The organism is Massilia sp. DWR3-1-1, assembly GCF_049898325.1.
Classification (GTDB): Bacteria; Pseudomonadota; Gammaproteobacteria; order Burkholderiales; family Burkholderiaceae_D; genus JAFCUW01.
Genome location: NZ_JAFCXL010000004.1, coordinates 101,164 through 119,655, shown reverse-complemented (window position 1 = coordinate 119,655; position 18,492 = coordinate 101,164). Strand labels below are relative to the sequence as shown.

Sequence of the window (18,492 nt, the reverse complement as noted above, 5' to 3'; positions counted from 1 at the left end):
CCATGACAAGGACGCTGCCATGCCGTACCGAACCATACCTGGAACCAAGCACCCGTATTTCCTCATCGCCGTCGACGAAGCGGGCGTCGAGCGCAGCGCCGATCCGGATGCCGATGCCGCGCACGGCCTGATCAGCGAACAGTTTCTTGCAGCACTGGCGGAGCAGGACATCAGCGATCTGTTCATCTGGAGCCATGGCTGGAAAGGCGATGTGATGGGCGCATTTGACCAATACGACCGCTGGATCGGCGCCTTCCATGCGCGCACCGGCGACCGCGCGCAGATGCGCGCGCAGCGGCCCGCATTTCGCGACATGCACCTGGGCTTTCACTGGCCCAGCCAGCCCTGGGGCGACGAATCGCTGGTGGCGGGCAACAGCTTCGCCCCTGGCGCGGGCGCCCAGGTCGACGCGCTCACGCTCAGCCATGCGCAGGTACTGGGTGATTCGCCGGCGGTGCGCGCAGCCTTGCGCGCCCTGTTCGAAGAGGTCCGCACCCACGCCGGCGCCACCGCGATGACGGCAGCGGCGAGCCAGGCCTACCTCGACCTGAACGAGGCGCTCGCCCTGGGCCAGGGCGGCGCCGCCGGCGACGGCAGCGCCGACCGCCCGCCGTTCGACCCCGCCTCGAGCACGGCCGGGGACGCCATCGCCTCGTTCGGCGTTGGCGCGATCGGCCAGGTCCTGCTGGCTCCCTTGCGCCAGTTGACATTCTGGACCATGAAAAAGCGCGCGCGCACCGTTGGCGAAAATGGCTTGCACAGCCTGCTGCTGAAAATCGGCCAGACCTGTCCCGCCGTGCGCGTGCACCTGATCGGCCACAGCTTCGGTTGCATCGTGATGTCGTCGGCCATCCAGGCGGGCGGCGCAGCCCCGCGCCTGCCGCGCGCGGTCGACTCCTGCGTGCTGCTGCAGGGCGCGACCTCGCTGTGGGCCTTCAGCGCGCGCAACCAGTACCAGGGCGATGTTGCCGGCTACTTCAACCCGGTCATCGCCGGGCGGCTCGTGAGCGGGCCGCTGGTCACCACGCGGTCGACATTCGATTATGCACTGGGTAAAATCTATCCCTGGGCGGCCGGCCTGGCCGGCCAGATTTCCTTCGGCCCGCCGCAGTACGGCGCCATTGGCATCCACGGCATCTGCGGCATCGACGATGCCGTCGAGCTGCCCATGAAGGACGCAGCGGCCCCCTACCAACTGCAGCCGGGCCGGGTCTACAACGTCGATGGCAGCGCCTACATCTGCCAGATCGACGGCGTCTCGGGCGCGCATAGCGATATCGGCGGGCCCGAAGTGGCGCACCTGATCTGGCAAGCGGCGCTGCCCGCCGCAGGCGCGCCATGAACGCCCCGCTCGCCTCCCCGCTGCCGTTCGGGATCGACGCCAGCACCGGCCGGCCGCTCGACGTGCGCGTGCCAGCGCACCTGAGCAGCCTGATGCTGCAGCAGGAAAACCAGCAACAGGCCACGGCCAGGTCGCTCGACCATGCCAAGATCTTTGGCGTACCGTACGATCTCGACACGGACAGCCTGGCCGAAGTCGGCTGGGGCGTCATCGTCGCCGCCAATGTGGACGCCAGTGCTTACCTGGACGCGCTGGCGCGGCTGCTCAAGCGGCGCCAGGCCGAGGCCGGCGCACTCTACCGGGTGTTCGCCGGTGCCGACGGCTACCGCAGCGGGGAAAGCGCCAGCACCTGGCTGAACCGCAACGGCGCCTCCCTGAACCTGATCAATCCTGCCGACGGCATGCCGTATTACCTGGTGATCGTCGGGCCGCCCACCGAGATACCGTTCGAGTTCCAGTACAGCCTCGACATCGTCGCCGCCGTTGGCCGCCTCGACTTCCCCACCACCGACGCGCTGCGCGCCTATGCCGACAGTGTCGTCGCGTTCGAGGAGGACGGGACAAAAATGACCCGGCGGCAGATCGACCTGTTCGCCACCTGCCACGACTTCGACCGTGCCACCCAGTTGTTCACGGAACAGGTGGCGCAGCCGTTTCTTGCCGAAACGCAGCAGCAAAAATCGCTCGGTGCGAAATATGACTACACGGTCAAGCCCTATCTGCACGAACAGTCGACCAAGGCGGCACTGGCGGCCATTCTCAGCGATCGCGAGCGGCCCGCGTCGATCCTGTTCACGGGCTCGCACGGCATGGCCTTCCCTCACACCGACGCCAGGCAGGGTCTCAACCAGGGCGCATTGGTGTGCAACGACTGGCCCGGCTACGGCAATATCTCCAGCGAGCACTGGTTTGCAGCGCAGGATGTACCGGCCCAGGCGAATGTCCACGGCTTGATGCATTTCTTCTTCGCTTGTTACAGCCTGGGCACCCCGGAGTTCGACAATTTCCCCATGCAGACACCGGCGCCGCGGATCGCCCCGGCGGCAATGACGGCGCGCCTGCCGCAAACGCTGATGTCCCTGCCGCAAGGCGGGGTGCTGGCCTCGCTGGGCCACATCGACCGGGCCTGGGCAAGCAGTTTCCAGTCACCCGTGGGGCGGCCGCAGGCACAGGGCTTTCGCGACGTGCTCGCGCGCCTGATGGCGGGCCAGCGTATCGGCCATGCCACCGACCAGTTCAACGGCCAATGGGGTGTGGTGAGCACGCAACTGATTGAGCTGCTCAATGACAAGGCCTACGGCAAAACGGTGTCGGACGCAGCGTTGTTGTCGCTCCGGGTCGCGCGCGACGACTGCCGCAACTACGTGGTGCTGGGCGATCCCGCCGTCAAACTGCGGCCGGAGCCGCCCTCGCAACCGCCGCAGGCGCGCCCGCCCGCTCCCGGCACCGCCTGACAGGCAGAAATGGGGCGCGCTCTGCCCCACTGCTTTCGTGCGCGCCCCCGGCACTCCGACCAGCCCGTTCGGGCTAGCCCGTTCGGCGCCGATTGATTCACTGGCAGTAGTCAGTGAGCAAGGCGCCACTTTTTCTGCCCAGGTGTGCAATACTTGCCGCGCAGAACTTTTACTGCAGATTTTCTCAACGCGAGGAACGCCTGGCCTGGCGCTGCCCCCTTTACGATCGTCCGATTCATGAAAACACTTTCACTGCCGCGTCTGAGCACGGCGCCTCTGGTCGTGGCGTTATGCTGCTTTGCGGCGGCGTGGGTGGCCGACGTCTGGTGGTCCACCCACCGCCAGATCAGTGAGGGACAGGCGCGCGCGCTGGTGAGCGCCACTCGGGATGCGGCCAGCTTTGCCAGGGTGTTCGAGGAGCACACGGCGCGCACCATCCAGTCGGCCGACCAGGCCGTGCAGTTCCTCAAGAACGAGTTCCGGGAAAAGGGTACCAGGCTGTCGCTGCGCCAGCTGATCGACGATGGCGTCATTCTCGACGACATTTTCAATCTCTACACCGTGGTCGGCGCCGATGGCGAAATCCTGCTGTCGAGCCAGCCCTTCAAGCCCATCAACCTGGCCGACCGTGCCCATTTCGCGGTGCACCGCGAGCATCCCGAGACGGGGCTGTTCGTCAGCAAACCCGTGCTGGGCAGGGTGTCGCGCAAATGGTCGATCCAGCTGACCCGGCGCATCGAAGCGCCCGGCGGCGGCTTTGGCGGCGTCATCGTGGTGTCGATGGACCCGTATTATTTCACCCGGCTGTACGAATCGGCGCAGATCGGCGCGCACAGCGTCGTCACCCTGATCGGCGAGGACGGCATCGTGCGTGCGCGCCGCACGGGCAGTGCCAGCGAGATCGGGCAAGATATCACGAAGAGCGAATTGTTCCGTAACCTGGGCGCCAAGCAGGCGGGAACAACCCGCTTCAACAGCCTGATCGACGGCCGCGAGCGCGTGTATGCGTTCCGCCGCCTCAAAGGCTATCCCCTGCTGGTGGTGGTCGGCATCGACGTGGCGGACGTGATCGGCGCCCTGTCGGGTGTTCAGACGCAATTGTTCAAGCAGGCGGTGATGTCGACGGTGGCCATCGTGCTGTTCACGGGGATCCTGCTGCTGCTGACCCGGCGCCTGCTGCGCAGCCATGCCCAGGCCATTGCGGCCAATGCGGCCAAGACGCAGTTCCTGTCGAATATGTCGCACGAGTTGCGCACGCCCCTCAACGGCATCCTTGGCTACGCCGAACTGCTCACGTTCGAACTGGAACAGCCCGAGCAGCGCGAATACGCCGACATCATCCACACCAGCGGCCAGCACCTGCTGTCCCTGGTCAATCAGCTGCTGCAGCTGAGCAAGATCGAATCGGGCAATGACAGTGCCGAACTGGCCGAAGAGCAGGTGCGCATCGTGCTTGCGCGCGTGGTCGATGCGCATCGCAGCAGCGCCGCCCTGAAAGGTCTCAAGCTCGACCTTGCGATCGCGCCCCAGGTGCCGGCAATGATCGTGTGCGACCGCATGAAACTGGTGCAAGTGCTCAACAACCTGCTGCACAATGCGATCAAGTTCACCGATGCGGGGCGGATCGACGTCGCGCTGGCGCCGCGCGGCCCCGACCTGGTGTTCTCGGTGCGCGATACGGGGCGCGGCATTCCCGCCGACGTGCATGAGAAGATCTTCGAAAAATTCTTCCAGGTCGATGCCGGCGACGCCCGCATCGGCGCGGGCACGGGCATGGGCCTGTCGCTGGTGCGTGAACTGGTGCGCCTGATGGGGGGACAGCTCACGCTCGAGTCCGCGCCGGGAGCGGGCAGCACGCTCGCTTTTTCCATCCCCCAGGCGGCGCGGGTCCCCGCCGCCCACCCCGTGCAGGAGATGGCATGAGCCACACCACCGTGCTGGTCGTCGAAGACAACGAGCTCAACCAGAAATTGATCACGCGCCAGCTGGCCCACCTGGGCGCGACCGACATCGCCGTCGTCGGCAACGGCCTCGAAGCGCTCGACTGGCTGGCGCTGCACAGTTGCGATCTGGTGCTGGCCGATTGCCACATGCCGTTGATGGACGGCTATGCCATGACGCGCCAGATCCGGCTTGGCGAACTGCGCAGCGGCGCGCCGCGGCTGCCGGTCATCGCGTACTCGGCCGGCGTGACGGACGAGGAAAAGGCGACCTGCCGCGCCGCCGGCATGGACGACCACATCCCCAAGCCGGTGCCGATGGCCGTGCTGCAAGCGATGCTGCGCACGTGGCTGTACAAGACCGGCTGAGCCGGCCCGCAGCAGGCCCGCAGCCGGTCCGATCAATGATGTGACAGCGAACGATTAAATTCCAGCCAACGCTTGCCCAGCTCGGTAAGCGCATAGCGACTGCCGCTGCCGTCCCTGAGCAGGAACAGATTCGATTCCAGCCAGGCCCGGATTTCATCACTGACGGGAATGGCATCGAGGCCACGCCAAATATTGTCGAGCGCGCGCACGCACGCAAAATGCTTGAGCGCCTGCCGCCCCTTGCCGGTGATGGTGGCCGTGCCGTCCTGCGCGAACTCGATCAGCCCGAAGCGTTTCAAGTCGGCCGGGCAATCGACCATCGTCAGCCGGTGCATGCCGGAGTCCGCTTCAAAGCGCAGGCGGTGCAGTACCGCCATGCCGGCCGCGTCGAGCGTCAGCGCCACCTGATCGGTCCGCTCGGGCGTCACCGCCGGGTCGGTGTGCGCGGGCGGCGCGGCGTCGCTGCGGCGCCGCTGCCCACGGCGCTCGCCGGGGATCGACAGGGCCTGCGCGATGAAGTCGTCATCGTGTCCATTGCGCAATAGCAGATTTTTCGCCGCGGCGCTGCCGAAGCCCCGCCGCATGGCGAACACGGCGTGCAGGATTTTTGCGGTAAAGCCGTCGCGCCGTCGGTCTCCCGACCTGCGCTCGGATTGCATCTCGATGGTCATGTGGATCGCCCGGCCAGTGGAGCCTCGATCATAGCAAAAAAATATCTATTTTGCATGCGGTCGACCCGCAGCGCGCATGACCCCGGGTCATCCCCGTTTCATCCCCGTTTCATGCGCAGTAGTGGCGTGGCTGGCCGCAACACATCAGTCTTGAGAGGGCCAGCCGAAGCGAACGGACGCCGACATTTGCGTCCCCGACCGTCACTTCAAGCCCGACGGCACATCCACTTCCTTGGCCCAACGGTGAGCGGACGTGGCGCTATCACGGCAGGTCCGCCGTCGCCGTGCGCGTAGGCGACATGCGCGTAGGCGACGTGCGGGTAGGCGACGTGCGCGTACGCGATGCACGGCAGCCGAGGGCAAGGCGCAAGGATGACGCATGGCGAGCCATGCGAAGACGAGGCAAGTCATCTATGACGGCCCGCCATCGCTTGCCAGGCGTCGCAGCGGCGTGCCCGGCAAGCCTAAGCGTGCATCCACACAGAAGTCGGCGGCGGTCGGGCCCATGCTGGGGTTTTCAGTCAAACCACCGAGGCCAGCCGTGACTTACAAAACCATCCTGGTACACCTGCAACTGGCCCATCCGCATGCGGCCTTGCTGGACCTGGCGGCCCGGCTGGGCGATCGCTTCGAGGCGCGCCTGGTGGGGGTGGCCGCCTTTGAGCCGCTGCAGACCATGATCGCCGAGGGCTGCGCCAGCGGCGCGCTGATCGCCGGGAAAATCGATCAATTGCGGCGCGAAACGGCCGTTGCCGAGCGCGCCTTTCACGCGGCCCTGGGCGCGCGCCCGGCAGGGGTGGCGTGGCACGCCAGCAGCGGCGGCGTATCGATCGCCGATCATGTCGTGCAACTGGCGCGCGGGGCCGACCTGGTCCTCACCGACACGGCGCCGGGCGGCTTGTTCGATACCCAGCGCCACATGCAGCTGTCGGAACTGTTGATGCGCGCCGGGCGCCCGGTGCTGATTGTGCCCGCACCCGCGGCCCCGCTGCCGCTCGCGCACGCGCTGGTGGCATGGGATGACAGCCGCGCATGCCGGCGCGCGCTCAGCGATGCACTGCCCCTGCTGGGCGCCGCGGCGCGCGTGAGCGTGGTCCAGGTCGCGCACAGCGAAGACCACGCCGCGCTGTCCGCGCAACTGGGGCAGGTGGTGGACTGGCTGCGCTCGCACGGCGTGATGGCCCGGGCGCTGCTGCTGCCAGCGGACGGCACCCCGCCGCCGCTGGTCGCCATCGCACTCGGACAGGCCTGCGACCTGATCGTGGCCGGCGCCTATGGCCACAGCCGCCTGCGCGAATGGGCGCTGGGCGGGGTGACGCGCGCCCTGGTCGAGCAGCAGCAACTCGCCGTGCTGCTGTCGCACTGAGCCTGGCATGCAGGCCGGCGCGGCGCTCTACACCTGCCCCATGCATCCGCAGGTGCGCCTGCCCGCAGCAGGCCCCTGTCCCATCTGCGGGATGGCGCTCGAAGCGCTCACGCCACCCGCCACCGGTGCGGCGAACCCGGAACTGGCCAGCTTTGAACAGCGTTTTTACTGGACGCTGCCGTTCACCGTGTGCGTGTTCGCGCTGGCGATGTTCGGCCACCTGCCCGGCCAGGCCTGGATCGAAGGGGCCTTGAGCACGCCCGTGGTCCTGTGGGGCGGCTGGCCGCTGCTCACGCGCTGGCAGCAGTCGCTGGCCAGCCTGCGGCCAAACATGTGGACCCTGACCGGCACCGGCGTGCTCGCCGCCTTCGGCTACAGCGTGGTGGCGACCGTCGCGCCGCACTGGTTTCCGGCGGCCTTGCGCAGCCACGGCGAGGTCGCCGTCTACTTCGAGTCGGCGGCGGTGATCGTGTCGCTGACGCTGCTGGGGCAAGTGCTGGAATTGCGCGCGCGCGCCCACACCTCGAGCGCGATCCGCGCCCTGATCGGCCTGGCGCCGAAAACCGCGCGCCGAGTCGGCCCCGATGGCGCCGAAGAAGAGATCGCGCTTGCCAGCGTGGCCGTGGGCGACAGCCTGCGCGTGCGACCGGGCGAAAAAATTCCCGTCGACGGCGTGGTGGTGGCGGGAGAGAGCAGCGTCGACGAAGCGATGCTGACGGGCGAAGCGCTGCCGGCCACCAAGCGCGCGGGCGATCGCCTGATCGGCGCCACCATCAATGTCGGCGGCAGTCTGCTGATGCGGGCCGCCAGGATCGGCAGCGACACCGTGCTGGCGCAGATCGTCCAACTGGTCGGCCAGGCCCAGCGCTCGCGCGCCCCGATGCAGCGCCTGGCGGACCGGGTGGCCGGCTGGTTTGTGGTGGCGGTGGCGGGCATCGCCCTGGCCACCTTCGTCGCATGGGGGCTGGTCGGGCCCGAGCCGGGCTGGCTGTACGGCCTGTTAAACGGGGTCGCCGTGCTGATCATCGCCTGTCCCTGCGCCCTGGGCCTGGCCACGCCGATGTCGATCATGACGGCGACCGGCCGCGCGGCGAGTCTGGGCGTGCTGTTTGGCGACGCCGCCGCCATCGAAGCGCTCGCCCGGGTCGACACGCTCATCATCGACAAGACCGGCACCCTCACCCAGGGCAAACCCGTCTTTCACAGCGTGGCGGCGGCGCCCGGCTTCACCGGCGAAGCGGTGTTGCAGCTCGCCGCGAGCATCGACCAGGGCAGCGAGCACCCGTTCGCGCGCGCCCTCGTCGGCGAGGCGCAGCGGCGCCGGCTGACCCTGACCGCGCCCGCCGCCTTTGCCTCGGCCAGCGGCATCGGCGTGCGTGGCGTGGTCGGCGGCCGCCGCATCACGCTGGGCGGCACGGCCCTGATGGACCATGACGGGGTGCGCTGGGCCAGCATGGCCGGCGCCGCCGAGGCCTTGCGGCTGCAGGGCGCGAGCGTCATGTTCCTCGCCGCCGACGGCGCACTGGCCGGCTTGCTGGCCTTGTCCGATCCGGTCAAACCGGACACCCGCGCCGCGCTCGAAGGCTTGCGCGCCGGCGGCCTGCGCGTCATCATGGCCACCGGCGACGGCACCACCACCGCGCAGTCGGTCGCCCGCAATCTCGGCATCGACGAGTTCCACGGCCAATGCACGCCCGCCGACAAGCTGGCCTTGGTCGAAGCGCTGCAAGGCCAGGGCAAGGTGGTGGCGATGGCGGGCGACGGCATCAATGACGCCCCCGCCCTGGCCAGGGCCGATGTCGGCATTGCCATGGGCACCGGCACCGACATCGCCATTGCCAGCGCCCACATCACGCTGGTCAATGGCGACTTGCGCGGCATCGTGCGCGCACGCCTGATCGCCCTCGCCACGGTGCGCAATATGCGCCAGAACCTCGCTTTCGCGTTTGCCTACAATGCGCTCGGCATCCCGCTGGCAGCGGGCGTGCTCTACCCGGTCACCGGCCAGCTGCTCTCGCCGATGCTGGCGGCGCTGGCCATGAGCCTCAGTTCCGTGTCCGTCATCGCCAACGCGCTGCGCCTGCGCAGGGGCTAAGTTCGGGGCCGAAAGCGCGCAGGCACACAGACCATGGACGGGCCGTGGCGCATGCTCGGCCTGCCTCGAATCAATCACCGAGCGCGTAGCCGCAACCACCAAGGATCCACCATGCCCGACGCCAGCATTGCCGCCACCGCGGCGCCAGCACCCTCGCCCGCCGCGCCCGGCCAGTCCAGCCAGGCACTGGGCCTGTTGCCGATGACCCTGCTGGTGGTCAGCGCCATGGTGGGCGGCGGCGCGTTCAACCTGCCGCAAAATATGGCGCAGCATGCACAGCTGGGCGCCATCCTGGTGGGCTGGCTCATCTCCGGCATCGGCATCTTCATGCTGGCGCGCAGTTTCCAGGCGCTCGCCGAAGCCCGGCCAGAGCTGAAATCGGGCATTTACATGTACGCGCGCCAGGGCTTCGGCAAGTATGCCGGCTTTCAGATCGCCTGGGGCTACTGGCTCTCTTCCGCCTTCGGCAATGTCGGTTTCGCGGTGCTGTTGATGGCCACCCTGAACTACTTCTTTCCGCCGTATTTCAAAGGCGGCAACACCCTGCCGGCGATCGTGCTGGGCTCGCTCCTGTGCTGGGTGATGAATGGGCTGGTCTTGCGCGGGGTGAAAAACACCGCCACCCTGAACGTGATCGGCACGGTCGCCAAGTTCGTGCCCATCGTCGTCTTCATCGGCGTGGTGGGCGTGTCGGCGCAGGCGGGCCTGTTCGGCGCTGACTTCTGGGGCCGGCTGGGCGACAACCTCGTCGCGGGTCCGGTGCTGGGCAGCGTGCTGACCCAGGTCAAGAGCACCATGCTCGTCACGCTGTGGGTGTTCATCGGCATCGAGGGCGCGGTGGTGATGTCGGATAACGCCGACGCCCGCACGGTCAGCCGCGCGACGCTGCTGGGCTTTCTCGTCACCGTGCTGCTCTACGTACTCATCTCGGTGCTGCCGTTCGGCGTCATGTCGCAGGCGCAGCTGGCGGGCATCGCGCCACCGTCGATGGCCCCCATCCTCGGCACGCTGGTGGGCAAATGGGGCGAGTACCTCGTCAACGGCGGCGTCATGATCTCGGTGCTGGCCTCGTGGCTGGTCTGGACCCTGTTGCTGGCCCAGCTGCCGTGGGCCGCCGCCAGGGACGGCACCTTTCCCCAGGCCTTCGCCCGCACCAGCAAGCGCGGCGCGGCGTCGTTCTCGCTGTGGGTGTCCACCGCCGTGATGCAGGCGGTGATGATCATGGTCTACTTCTCGGACAACGCCTGGAACACCATGCTCTCCATCACCGGCGTGCTGATCCTGCCGGCGTATATCGGTTCGACCGGCTTCCTGTGGAAGCTGGTGGCCACGGGCCGCTATCGGGCCGATGCCCAGATCGGCAAGGCCGAAGCGCTCGCGTACAGCGTGCTCGGCACCGTGTACGGCTTGTGGCTGGTGTATGCGGCCGGCCTCCAGTTCATGATTGCGGGCGCCATTTTCTTTGCGCTCGGCAATTTCGTCTTCATCCTGGCGCGCCGCGAGCATGCGCCCGGCGCAGCCGTCTTCACCCGCACCGAACTGGGCGTCGCCATCGTCGTCAGCGCGCTCGGCGTCGCCGCCGTCTGGATGCTGTTCACGGGTCGCCTGGCGCAGGTGATTTCAGCATGAAGCGCGCCGCCCTGCCCACCTATCTCCCCCCATCCAAACAGGTCCATCGCATGCAAGCTTTCCCCATCCTGACCGTCCTGGCGCTCGCGCTGGGCTTGATCGGCAAGCCCGCCCACGCCCAGAGCGACGCGGAACTGCGCACCGAACTGCGCCAGCTGCGCGCCGATGTGCAGCAGATGCACACCGAACTGGCGGCGCTCAAGGCCGGGCGCACGGTCGCCGCGGCGCTGCCGGCAATACTGGCACTACCGGCGCTGCCCACCGCCCAGGCCGCGGCCTCATCGACGAGCCGGGACGTCGGCGCGCCCGACCCGCGCATCAAGCCCAGGTACAGCGGGGCCGACGCCGTGCCCGAGAGCGCCATACCGGGCGGCATGGTGGTGCCGGGAACGCGCACCTCGATCCACCTGTATGGCTACGCCGAAGCGGACGCCGTGCACGACTTTCGCCAGTCGAGCGGCCCCGACGTGTTCACCGACCTGATGTTTCAGCCGCTCGCGCAGGCGGGCGGCCTGCGCGGGCGCACCCAGTTCACGTCCGAGACCTCGCGCATCGGCTTTGCCAGCTCGACGCCGACGGCGGCCGGTCCCTTCAAGACCACCGTCGAAGCCGACTTTTACTCGTACAGCGCCGACAACCGCAAGCGGATCCGCCTGCGCCACGCCTATGGCGAATACGGCGGCTGGCTGATCGGGCAAACCTGGTCGACCTTCATGGATGTGGACAATCTGCCGGAGACGATCGACTTCACCGGCTCCGTGGGGGCGCCGTTTTCGCGCCGCACGCTGGCCCGTTACGGCTTTGGCGACGCGCAAACGGGCGTGCGCGTGACGCTGGCGGCGGAAGATCCGGCCGACCAGTTCGGCGGCCCCAGCGCCAACGAACGGCTGCCGCAACTGGTGGCGCGCTTCGACCGCAGTTTCGCCCGCGGCGCCATCAACCTGCGCCTGCTGACGCACGAGAAGCGCTCGACGACGCAAACCCGGCGCGGCTACGGCATCGCCATCGGCGGCAACTACCAGCCGTCCCCGCAACACCTGTTCACGGCCCAGCTGACCCGCGTCGATGGCGATATCGACCAGCTCTACGGCTCAAACGGCTACGCCATCGCCATCGACACGGGCGCCATCAGCTTCGACCGCAACACGGGCCTGGTGCTCGGCTATGCGCACTTCTTCAACGACAAGCTGCGCGCCAACGCCTCGTTCGGCTACAACAACGGCAACAGCGCGCAGACAATCAACAACCGCACGCTGCGCGAGACGTTTTTCAACCTGATCTACTCGCCCATCAAGAATATCGACCTTGGCGGCGAGTGGGTCTATGGCAAACGCGAGCGCTTCGACGGCCAGGCCGGCACGCTGTCGCGGCTGGGCCTGATGGCCCGCTACAGCTTTTACTGATCGTCGGGAACGATCTCGGTGCCGGCCTCGCCGGCGAGCATGGCCTCGATCTGGTCGATCGCGCCGATTACAGCGCGCCGGCCGCTGCGTTCGACGAAGTCGCACGCCGCCTGCACTTTCGGTCCCATCGAGCCGTCGGGAAAACGGTACCGGGCCAGTTCGCGCGGCGTGGTCTTGCGCAGGGGCCGCTGCTGCGCGCTGCCCCAGTCGAGAAACACCGAGGCGACGTCGGTGGCGACGACAAAGCAGTCGACCGCCAGCTCGCGCGCCAGCAGCGCGCTGCAAAAATCCTTGTCGATCACGGCATCGACGCCCTCGAGCGCGCCGGTGGCTGTGGCGCGCGCCACCGGGATGCCGCCGCCGCCGGCGGCGATCACCAGCGTACCGTGCGCGAGCAGGCAGGCGATGGCGTCGAGCCCCAGCACGCGCAGGGGCCGCGGCGAGGCCACCAGGCGACGCATGCCGGCGCCGTCCGGCCCCATGGTCCACTGGTATTGCGCGCCGATGCGGCGCGCCTGTTCGGCGTCGTACACGGGCCCCACCGGCTTGCCCGGATGGGCAAAGGCCGGGTCGTCCGGGTCGACCTCGACCCGGGTGAGCAAGGTGGCGATCCGGCGCGAGGCGGGCAGCAGGTTGCCCAGCGCCTGCTCGAGCAGATAGCCGATCATGCCATCGGTCTGCGCCCCCAGCACGTCGAGCGGGTACACGGCCGTGGCGTCGTAGGCCATCTCCTGCAAGGCCAGCAGGCCCACCTGCGGGCCGTTGCCGTGGGTGACGACCAGCTGGTGCTGCATCGCCACCTGTGCCAGCTGGCCCGCCGCCACGCCGATGTTGGCCAGCTGGTTGGCCATGCTCAGCGCCTGCCCGCGGCGCAGCAGCGCATTGCCGCCCAGCGCGACGAGCAGCTTCATGTGAGCGTCGCCACCAGCACCGCCTTGATCGTGTGCATGCGGTTCTCCGCCTGGCTGAACACGACCGACGCATCGGACTCGAACACGGCGTCGGTCACCTCGACCTCGGTCAGGCCGAAACGCTCGTGGATCTGGCGGCCGATCTCGGTGTCGAGGTTGTGGTAGGCCGGCAGGCAGTGCATGAAGCGCGCGCGCGGCTTGCCGGTGGCCTGCATCAGCGCGGTGGTGACCTGGTAGGGCAGCAACTGCTCGATGCGCTGCTTCCACACATCCTCGGCTTCCCCCATCGACACCCAGACGTCGGTGTAGAGGAAGTCGGCGCCGGCGACCGCCTTGACGGGGTCGGTCTCGAGCGTGATGCGCGCGCCCGTCGTCAGCGCCAGCGCGCGCAGTTGCACCAGCAGTTCGGCCGGCGGCTGCAGCGCGGCCGGCGCGCCGATGCGCACGTCCATGCCCATCTTGACGCCGCCGATCAGCAAGGAGCAGCCCATGTTGAAGCGGGCGTCGCCCAGGTAGCAGAAGGCCAGTTCGTGCAGGGGCCGCTCGCCGAACTCGCGCATGGTCAGGAGGTCGGCCAGGATCTGGGTCGGGTGCGACTCGTCGGTCAGGCCGTTCCAGACGGGGATATGGGAAAAGCTGGCCAGCTCCTCGACCACGCTCTGGTGATAGCCGCGGTATTCGATGCCGTCGAACAGCCGCCCCAGCACGCGCGCGGTGTCCTTGAGCGACTCGGTGCGGCCGATGTGCGAGCTGGCCGAATCGATGTACGTGACGTGGCCGCCCTGGTCATGCATGGCCACTTCGAAGGCGCAGCGGGTGCGCGTGGAAGCCTTCTCGAAGATCAGCGCGATGTTCTTTCCTTGCAGGCGGGGCTGCTCGGTGCCGGCGTATTTGGCGCGTTTGAGTTCGCTGGCCAGGTCGAGCAGGAAACTGATGTCGCGCGCGCTGTAATCCATCAGCGTGAGCAGGCTTGGGTTGTGCAGGTTATAGCTCATGGGTTTGTTCCTTGCAGGGTCGATACAGGGTCAAAGGGGGGCGCGTTCAATCGGGCAGGACATGCAGTGACTGCCGCCGCGGCCGCGCCCCAGTTCGCTGCTGGGCAGAGTGATCACTTCCACGCCGGCCTTGCGCAACTGCGTGTTGGTATAGACATTGCGGTCGTAGGCCATCACCACGCCCGGCGCCAGCGCCAGCAGGTTGTTGCCGTCATCCCACTGCTCGCGCTGCGACTCCCAGGCGTCGCCGCCCGTTTCGACCACGCGCAGCGCTTTCTGACCGAGTGCCTCGGCCACCACGGCCACCAGCGGGCCCCGTTCGGCGCGCACGTCGAGCGTGCCTTCGCGCTCACCCGGCCGCAGCGAAAACACCTGCACCTGGTCGACCACCTCGGAAAACACCGTCACCAGGTCGACGTCGCAGAACGTGAACACCGTGTCCATGTGCATGGCGCCGCGCGACTTGGGCAACTGCACGGCCAGCACGCGGGTGGCGCCGCCCTGGGCGAACAGGGTGCGCGCCAGTTGGCTCACGGCCTGCGGCGAGCTGCGCTCGCCCATGCCGACCAGCACCACACCATTGCCGAGCACCATCAGGTCGCCGCCTTCGAGCGAAGCCAGGCCGTGGCCGGCATCGGGGTCGCCCCACCATTCGCGCACGCTGCCCGCAAACAGGGGGTGAAAGCGGTAGACCGCCGTGGTGAGCAGGGTTTCGGCGCGGCGCGCCGGCCAGAACATCGAACAGAGCACCACGCCGTCGCCGATCCAGCAACTGCTGTCGCGCGCGAACAGGGTGTTGGGCAAGGGTGGCAGCAGGAAGTCTGACGGCCGCGCGCAGCGCGCCAGCAAGCCGGGAATGTCGAACGGCAGCTCGCTGCGGGCCACGCCGCCGATCAGGTGTTCGGCCAGTTGCGCCGGCGCGAGCGCCTCGAGCCAGGGGCGCAGCAGTGCGGCGGTCTCGGCATCGACCAGGCCGGGGCCGAGCTTGCGATCGAGCAGCCAGCTGCGCGCCAGCGGATCGGCCATGGTGTCGGCCAGCAGATCGTGCAGCTCGAGCACGCCGACGTCGCGTTCCGTCATGGCGGTGGTGAAGGCGTCATGGTCGTTGCGCGCCTGCGACACCCACAGCACGTCGTCGAACAGCAGTTCGGCGCAATTGGCCGGCGTCAGGCGCCGTTGCGCCAGACCGGGCCGGCACACCAGCACGCGCCGCAGGCGCCCAATTTCCGAATCGATACCGCGTAAGGTCGTCATGAAGATGTCTCGCAAAAAGTGAATGGGGCAATCAAAGACGCGATGTTGCGCCCGCGCCCGCCTGTTCTGTGTGTGGCGCCGCGCTTAGGCACGTTTTTGCGGGAGGCCGTCAAGCCAGGCGATCACCAGGCACGCCGGCGCGCCCGCCACTTGCGCAGCTCTTCGGCCCAGAGTACGCAGCTGGCCAGCGCCAGCAGGGTCAGCAGATCGGCAGCGGCAATCGGCACCGTGTGAAACAGGCGGCCCAGCACGGGCCAGTACAGGACGGCGGCGTGCAGGGCCAGGCTCAGGACGAGGCCGGCGGCCAGCCAGGGATTGCGCAGGATGCCCAGGCGCAGCGCCGAGCGCGTCGCCGACTCGCAGTTGATGACGTTGAACCACTGGCACAGCACGAGGACGGTGAAGGTCTCGGTGCGTACCAGCTCGGCGGGTATGCCGCTGGCGTGGCGCCACAGGAACCAGCCAAAGGTGACGGTGACGGCCGTCGGCATCATCACGGCGATGCGCCACAGCATGGCCCGGTCGACCAGCGGGTCGTCGCGCGGCACGGGCGGGTGGCGCATCTCGTCGCCGTCGGCCGGCTCCATCACCAGGTTGACCGTCAGCGTGCTCTCGGTGACGATATTGACCCACAGGATCTGCACGGCCGCCAGCGGCATCGGCAGGCCCGCCAGCAAGGCCAGCAGCAGCAGGCACACTTCGTCGATCGAGGTGACGAACAGGAACAGGATGACCTTCTTCAGGTTGGCGTACACCACCCGCCCCTGCGCGATGGCGCCGACGATGGTGGCGAAATTGTCATCCGTGATGACGACGCGGGCGGCGCGCTTGGCGACGTCGGTACCGGTGATGCCCATTGCTACGCCGACGTCGGCCCGGGCCAGCGCCGGCGCGTCGTTGACGCCGTCACCGGTCATCGCGACGACCTCGCCGCGCTGTTGCAGCGCTTCGACGATGCGCAGCTTCTGCGCCGGCTGCACGCGGGCGAACACGGCAATGTGGCCCAGTTCCTGCGCCAGCTGCGTGTCGCTCATGGACGCCAGCTGGACGCCGTCGACGCCGCGCTCGCCGTCTCCCGCGATGCCCAGGGTGTGGGCAATGGCCAGCGCGGTCAGCTTGTGGTCGCCCGTCACCATGATTGGCCGGATGCCGGCGGCGCGGCACGCCGCCACCGCTGCCTTGACCTCCGGCCGGGGCGGGTCCATCTGGCCGACCAGGCCGAGCAGGGTGGCCGCCGTTCCCAGGCCGCCAAAGCCGCCCGCCGACGACAAGGGCGTGTCGGCCAGGCGCGCCACCGCCAGCACCCGCAGCGCCGCGCCGGCCATGCCATCGGCCGCCGCCGCCGCCGCCCGCAGCGCCTGCGGGCTGGCGTGCGCGCACAGCGCCAGCACCGCCTCCGGCGCGCCCTTCACATACACGGCGCCGGCGCCGTCCGCGCCGCGGTGGCGCGTCGCCATCATCTTCGTGCCGGCGTCGAACGCCAGTTCGGCCGTGCGCGGGTTGGCCAGCCGCAGCGCGCCCGTATCGATGCCGGCCTTGGCGGCGGCCACCAGCAGCGCGGCCTCGGTCGGGTCGCCCGTCACGCTCCAGTGGCCGGCGGGGCGCCGGGGGGCGGCCGGCCCGACCGGCGCCACCAGGCCGGCGTCATTGCACAGCACCGCCGCCTGCAGCAGCGCCGTCACCTCCGCGTGCGATGCGGCCAGCGCCGTGCCGGTCACCGCGCCGTGCGGCGCATAGCCGATGCCGGAGACGGCGAACGCGCGGCCACCGGGCAACCACAGCTGGCTCACCGTCATTTCATTGCGCGTGAGCGTGCCGGTCTTGTCGGTGCAAATGACGGTGATCGCGCCCAGCGTTTCCACTGCCGCCAGGCGCCGGATGATCGCCCTGCTGCGCGCCATGCGTCCCATGCCCACCGCCAGCGCAATCGTCATCGCCACCGGCAGGCCTTCGGGCACCAGCGAGACCACCTGGCTGATGGCCACCAGCAGCACGTCGGCGAGCGGCAAGCCGCGCGCCAGGCCCAGCGCCATGACGGCGCAGAACAGGACGGCGGCGGCCCAGGCAAGGTAACGCCCGAACTGGCCGATGCGCGCTTCGAGCGGGGTGGTCGGCTCGCGCGCGCCCACGGTCAGGCGGGCGATCGCGCCGACCTCGGTCTGGCTGCCGATGGCGGTGACGACGGCGCGCGCCCGCCCGGCCGCGACATAGGTCCCCGAAAACACCATGCTGCGCCGGTCCGCCAGCGCGGCATCCTTGGCCACGGGCGCGGCATCCTTGCTCACCGGCACCGATTCCCCCGTCAGCGTGGCCTCGGCCACGGCCAGTCCCTGCGCCTCGATCAGGCGCGCGTCGGCGCCCACGGCGTCGCCGGCCGCCAGCACCAGGATGTCGCCAGGGACGAGTTCGCGCGCGGCGACGGTTTGCTCGCGGCCCGCACGCAGCACCTGCACGTGCAGGGCGGCGAGCGCCCCCAGCGCGGCCATCGAGCGCTCGGCCCGTCCTTCCTGGAAGGCGCCGATGATCGCATTGGCGAGCACCACGCACAGAATGACGGCGGCGTCGCCCCAATGGCCCAGCAGCGCGGCCAGGGCGGCGGCAAGAAACAGGATATAGATCAGGGGGCTTTTGAACTGGCGCAGAAACTGCAAGGCCAGCGAGGGCCGGGCGGCCTGCGGCAGGCGGTTCGGCCCGTATCGGGCGGCATGCGCGGCCACCGCGTCGGCTGTCAGCCCCGTGCCGGCGTGGCTGCCCAGCACGGCGACGACCGCGTCGGCAGCGCATGCGTGCCAGGCGCGCGGCGGCGCCGGTGCCGGTGCCGCCCTCATTGCCCCTTGGGCGCCTTGGGCGGCGATTCGATTTCAATGGCCACGGGGTCGCTGGCGGGAAAGCGCTCTTTCAAGGCCTCGTCGAGCGCGACGGCGGCGCCAGCGGCTACGGCGGACAGGTGTTTGGCGGGTGGCTGGTGCATGGCGTTCCTCGATGATGTCCAATGCGCTGCGCTTTGACGGCGGCGGCGGTGGAAGGCGGTTCTTCCGTGTACACCATCTTCAGGCACGCGCA

Annotated in this window: 14 protein-coding genes; 8 read left to right on the top strand and 6 right to left on the bottom strand. The window is 68.8% G+C overall.

The window, feature by feature from the left end; genetic code table 11:
* Nucleotides 1–19: 19 nt before the first annotated feature.
* The 4 genes from ACP7EY_RS05925 to ACP7EY_RS05910 all read left to right on the top strand — a co-directional run bounded on the left by ACP7EY_RS05925 (nt 20) and on the right by ACP7EY_RS05910 (nt 5,105).
* Nucleotides 20–1,342: a hypothetical protein gene (locus ACP7EY_RS05925; RefSeq protein ID WP_426191449.1), complete on the top strand. Its 1,323-nt coding sequence runs from the start codon at nt 20–22 to the stop codon at nt 1,340–1,342.
* Nucleotides 1,339–2,796, top strand: a complete 1,458-nt coding sequence (locus tag ACP7EY_RS05920) for a C25 family cysteine peptidase (protein WP_426191447.1) — start codon at nt 1,339–1,341, stop codon at nt 2,794–2,796. The genes ACP7EY_RS05925 and ACP7EY_RS05920 overlap by 4 nt, the downstream gene beginning before the upstream one ends.
* A 237-nt stretch (nt 2,797–3,033) precedes the next feature.
* Entirely contained in the window at nt 3,034–4,719 is a 1,686-nt protein-coding gene (locus ACP7EY_RS05915) for a sensor histidine kinase (protein ID WP_426191445.1), read from the top strand.
* Nucleotides 4,716–5,105: a response regulator gene (locus ACP7EY_RS05910; RefSeq protein ID WP_426191443.1), complete on the top strand. Its 390-nt coding sequence runs from the start codon at nt 4,716–4,718 to the stop codon at nt 5,103–5,105. Before ACP7EY_RS05915 ends, ACP7EY_RS05910 begins: the two co-directional genes overlap by 4 nt.
* 32 nt (nt 5,106–5,137) lie before the next feature.
* Here ACP7EY_RS05910 and ACP7EY_RS05905 read toward each other — a convergent pair whose 3' ends face one another.
* Entirely contained in the window at nt 5,138–5,776 is a 639-nt protein-coding gene (locus tag ACP7EY_RS05905; RefSeq protein WP_426191441.1) for a hypothetical protein, read from the bottom strand.
* Between the two features lie 541 nt (nt 5,777–6,317).
* Here ACP7EY_RS05905 and ACP7EY_RS05900 point away from each other — a divergent pair.
* From ACP7EY_RS05900 to ACP7EY_RS05885, 4 genes are all read left to right on the top strand, one after another.
* Nucleotides 6,318–7,142 (top strand): universal stress protein, encoded by an 825-nt coding sequence (locus tag ACP7EY_RS05900; RefSeq protein ID WP_426191439.1) that lies wholly within the window; start codon nt 6,318–6,320, stop codon nt 7,140–7,142.
* Between the two features lie 7 nt (nt 7,143–7,149).
* Complete coding sequence (locus tag ACP7EY_RS05895; protein ID WP_426191437.1) at nt 7,150–9,237, top strand: copper-transporting P-type ATPase; 2,088 nt, start codon at nt 7,150–7,152, stop codon at nt 9,235–9,237.
* A 111-nt stretch (nt 9,238–9,348) separates the two neighbouring features.
* A complete protein-coding gene (locus tag ACP7EY_RS05890; RefSeq protein WP_426191435.1) occupies nt 9,349–10,866 on the top strand; it encodes a basic amino acid/polyamine antiporter in 1,518 nt (505 codons plus the stop codon).
* 50 nt (nt 10,867–10,916) lie between these two features.
* Entirely contained in the window at nt 10,917–12,269 is a 1,353-nt protein-coding gene (locus tag ACP7EY_RS05885; protein WP_426191433.1) for a DcaP family trimeric outer membrane transporter, read from the top strand.
* On the opposite strand, the gene ACP7EY_RS05880 is transcribed toward ACP7EY_RS05885, so the two are convergent.
* The 5 genes from ACP7EY_RS05880 to ACP7EY_RS05860 form a co-directional block, all read right to left on the bottom strand.
* On the bottom strand, nt 12,263–13,180 hold the full coding sequence (locus ACP7EY_RS05880) for a carbamate kinase (protein WP_426191431.1): 918 nt from the start codon (nt 13,178–13,180) through the stop codon (nt 12,263–12,265). The two genes, ACP7EY_RS05885 and ACP7EY_RS05880, sit on opposite strands and share 7 nt — an antisense overlap.
* Nucleotides 13,177–14,175, bottom strand: a complete 999-nt coding sequence (gene argF / locus ACP7EY_RS05875; RefSeq protein ID WP_426191429.1) for an ornithine carbamoyltransferase — start codon at nt 14,173–14,175, stop codon at nt 13,177–13,179. Before argF ends, ACP7EY_RS05880 begins: the two co-directional genes overlap by 4 nt.
* A gap of 30 nt (nt 14,176–14,205) precedes the next feature.
* Entirely contained in the window at nt 14,206–15,429 is a 1,224-nt protein-coding gene (locus ACP7EY_RS05870; protein WP_426191427.1) for an arginine deiminase, read from the bottom strand.
* 122 nt (nt 15,430–15,551) lie between these two features.
* Entirely contained in the window at nt 15,552–18,257 is a 2,706-nt protein-coding gene (locus ACP7EY_RS05865; protein WP_426191425.1) for a cation-translocating P-type ATPase, read from the bottom strand.
* Nucleotides 18,254–18,400, bottom strand: coding sequence for a hypothetical protein (locus tag ACP7EY_RS05860; protein WP_426191423.1), 147 nt, complete (start codon nt 18,398–18,400; stop codon nt 18,254–18,256). Before ACP7EY_RS05860 ends, ACP7EY_RS05865 begins: the two co-directional genes overlap by 4 nt.
* Between the last annotated feature and the right edge of the window lie 92 nt (nt 18,401–18,492).

Excerpts from the sequence above, each read along its gene's own strand:
- ACP7EY_RS05865 (WP_426191425.1), bottom strand. The coding sequence starts at position 18,257 with ATGAGGGCGGCACCGGCACCGGCGCCGCCGCGCGCCTGGCACGCATGC.
- ACP7EY_RS05915 (WP_426191445.1), top strand. The coding sequence starts at position 3,034 with ATGAAAACACTTTCACTGCCGCGTCTGAGCACGGCGCCTCTGGTCGTG.
- ACP7EY_RS05860 (WP_426191423.1), bottom strand. The coding sequence starts at position 18,400 with ATGCACCAGCCACCCGCCAAACACCTGTCCGCCGTAGCCGCTGGCGCC.
- argF (WP_426191429.1), bottom strand. The coding sequence starts at position 14,175 with ATGAGCTATAACCTGCACAACCCAAGCCTGCTCACGCTGATGGATTAC.
- ACP7EY_RS05925 (WP_426191449.1), top strand. The coding sequence starts at position 20 with ATGCCGTACCGAACCATACCTGGAACCAAGCACCCGTATTTCCTCATC.
- ACP7EY_RS05895 (WP_426191437.1), top strand. The coding sequence starts at position 7,150 with ATGCAGGCCGGCGCGGCGCTCTACACCTGCCCCATGCATCCGCAGGTG.
- ACP7EY_RS05890 (WP_426191435.1), top strand. The coding sequence starts at position 9,349 with ATGCCCGACGCCAGCATTGCCGCCACCGCGGCGCCAGCACCCTCGCCC.
- ACP7EY_RS05880 (WP_426191431.1), bottom strand. The coding sequence starts at position 13,180 with ATGAAGCTGCTCGTCGCGCTGGGCGGCAATGCGCTGCTGCGCCGCGGG.
- ACP7EY_RS05910 (WP_426191443.1), top strand. The coding sequence starts at position 4,716 with ATGAGCCACACCACCGTGCTGGTCGTCGAAGACAACGAGCTCAACCAG.
- ACP7EY_RS05905 (WP_426191441.1), bottom strand. The coding sequence starts at position 5,776 with ATGACCATCGAGATGCAATCCGAGCGCAGGTCGGGAGACCGACGGCGC.
- ACP7EY_RS05885 (WP_426191433.1), top strand. The coding sequence starts at position 10,917 with ATGCAAGCTTTCCCCATCCTGACCGTCCTGGCGCTCGCGCTGGGCTTG.
- ACP7EY_RS05870 (WP_426191427.1), bottom strand. The coding sequence starts at position 15,429 with ATGACGACCTTACGCGGTATCGATTCGGAAATTGGGCGCCTGCGGCGC.
- ACP7EY_RS05920 (WP_426191447.1), top strand. The coding sequence starts at position 1,339 with ATGAACGCCCCGCTCGCCTCCCCGCTGCCGTTCGGGATCGACGCCAGC.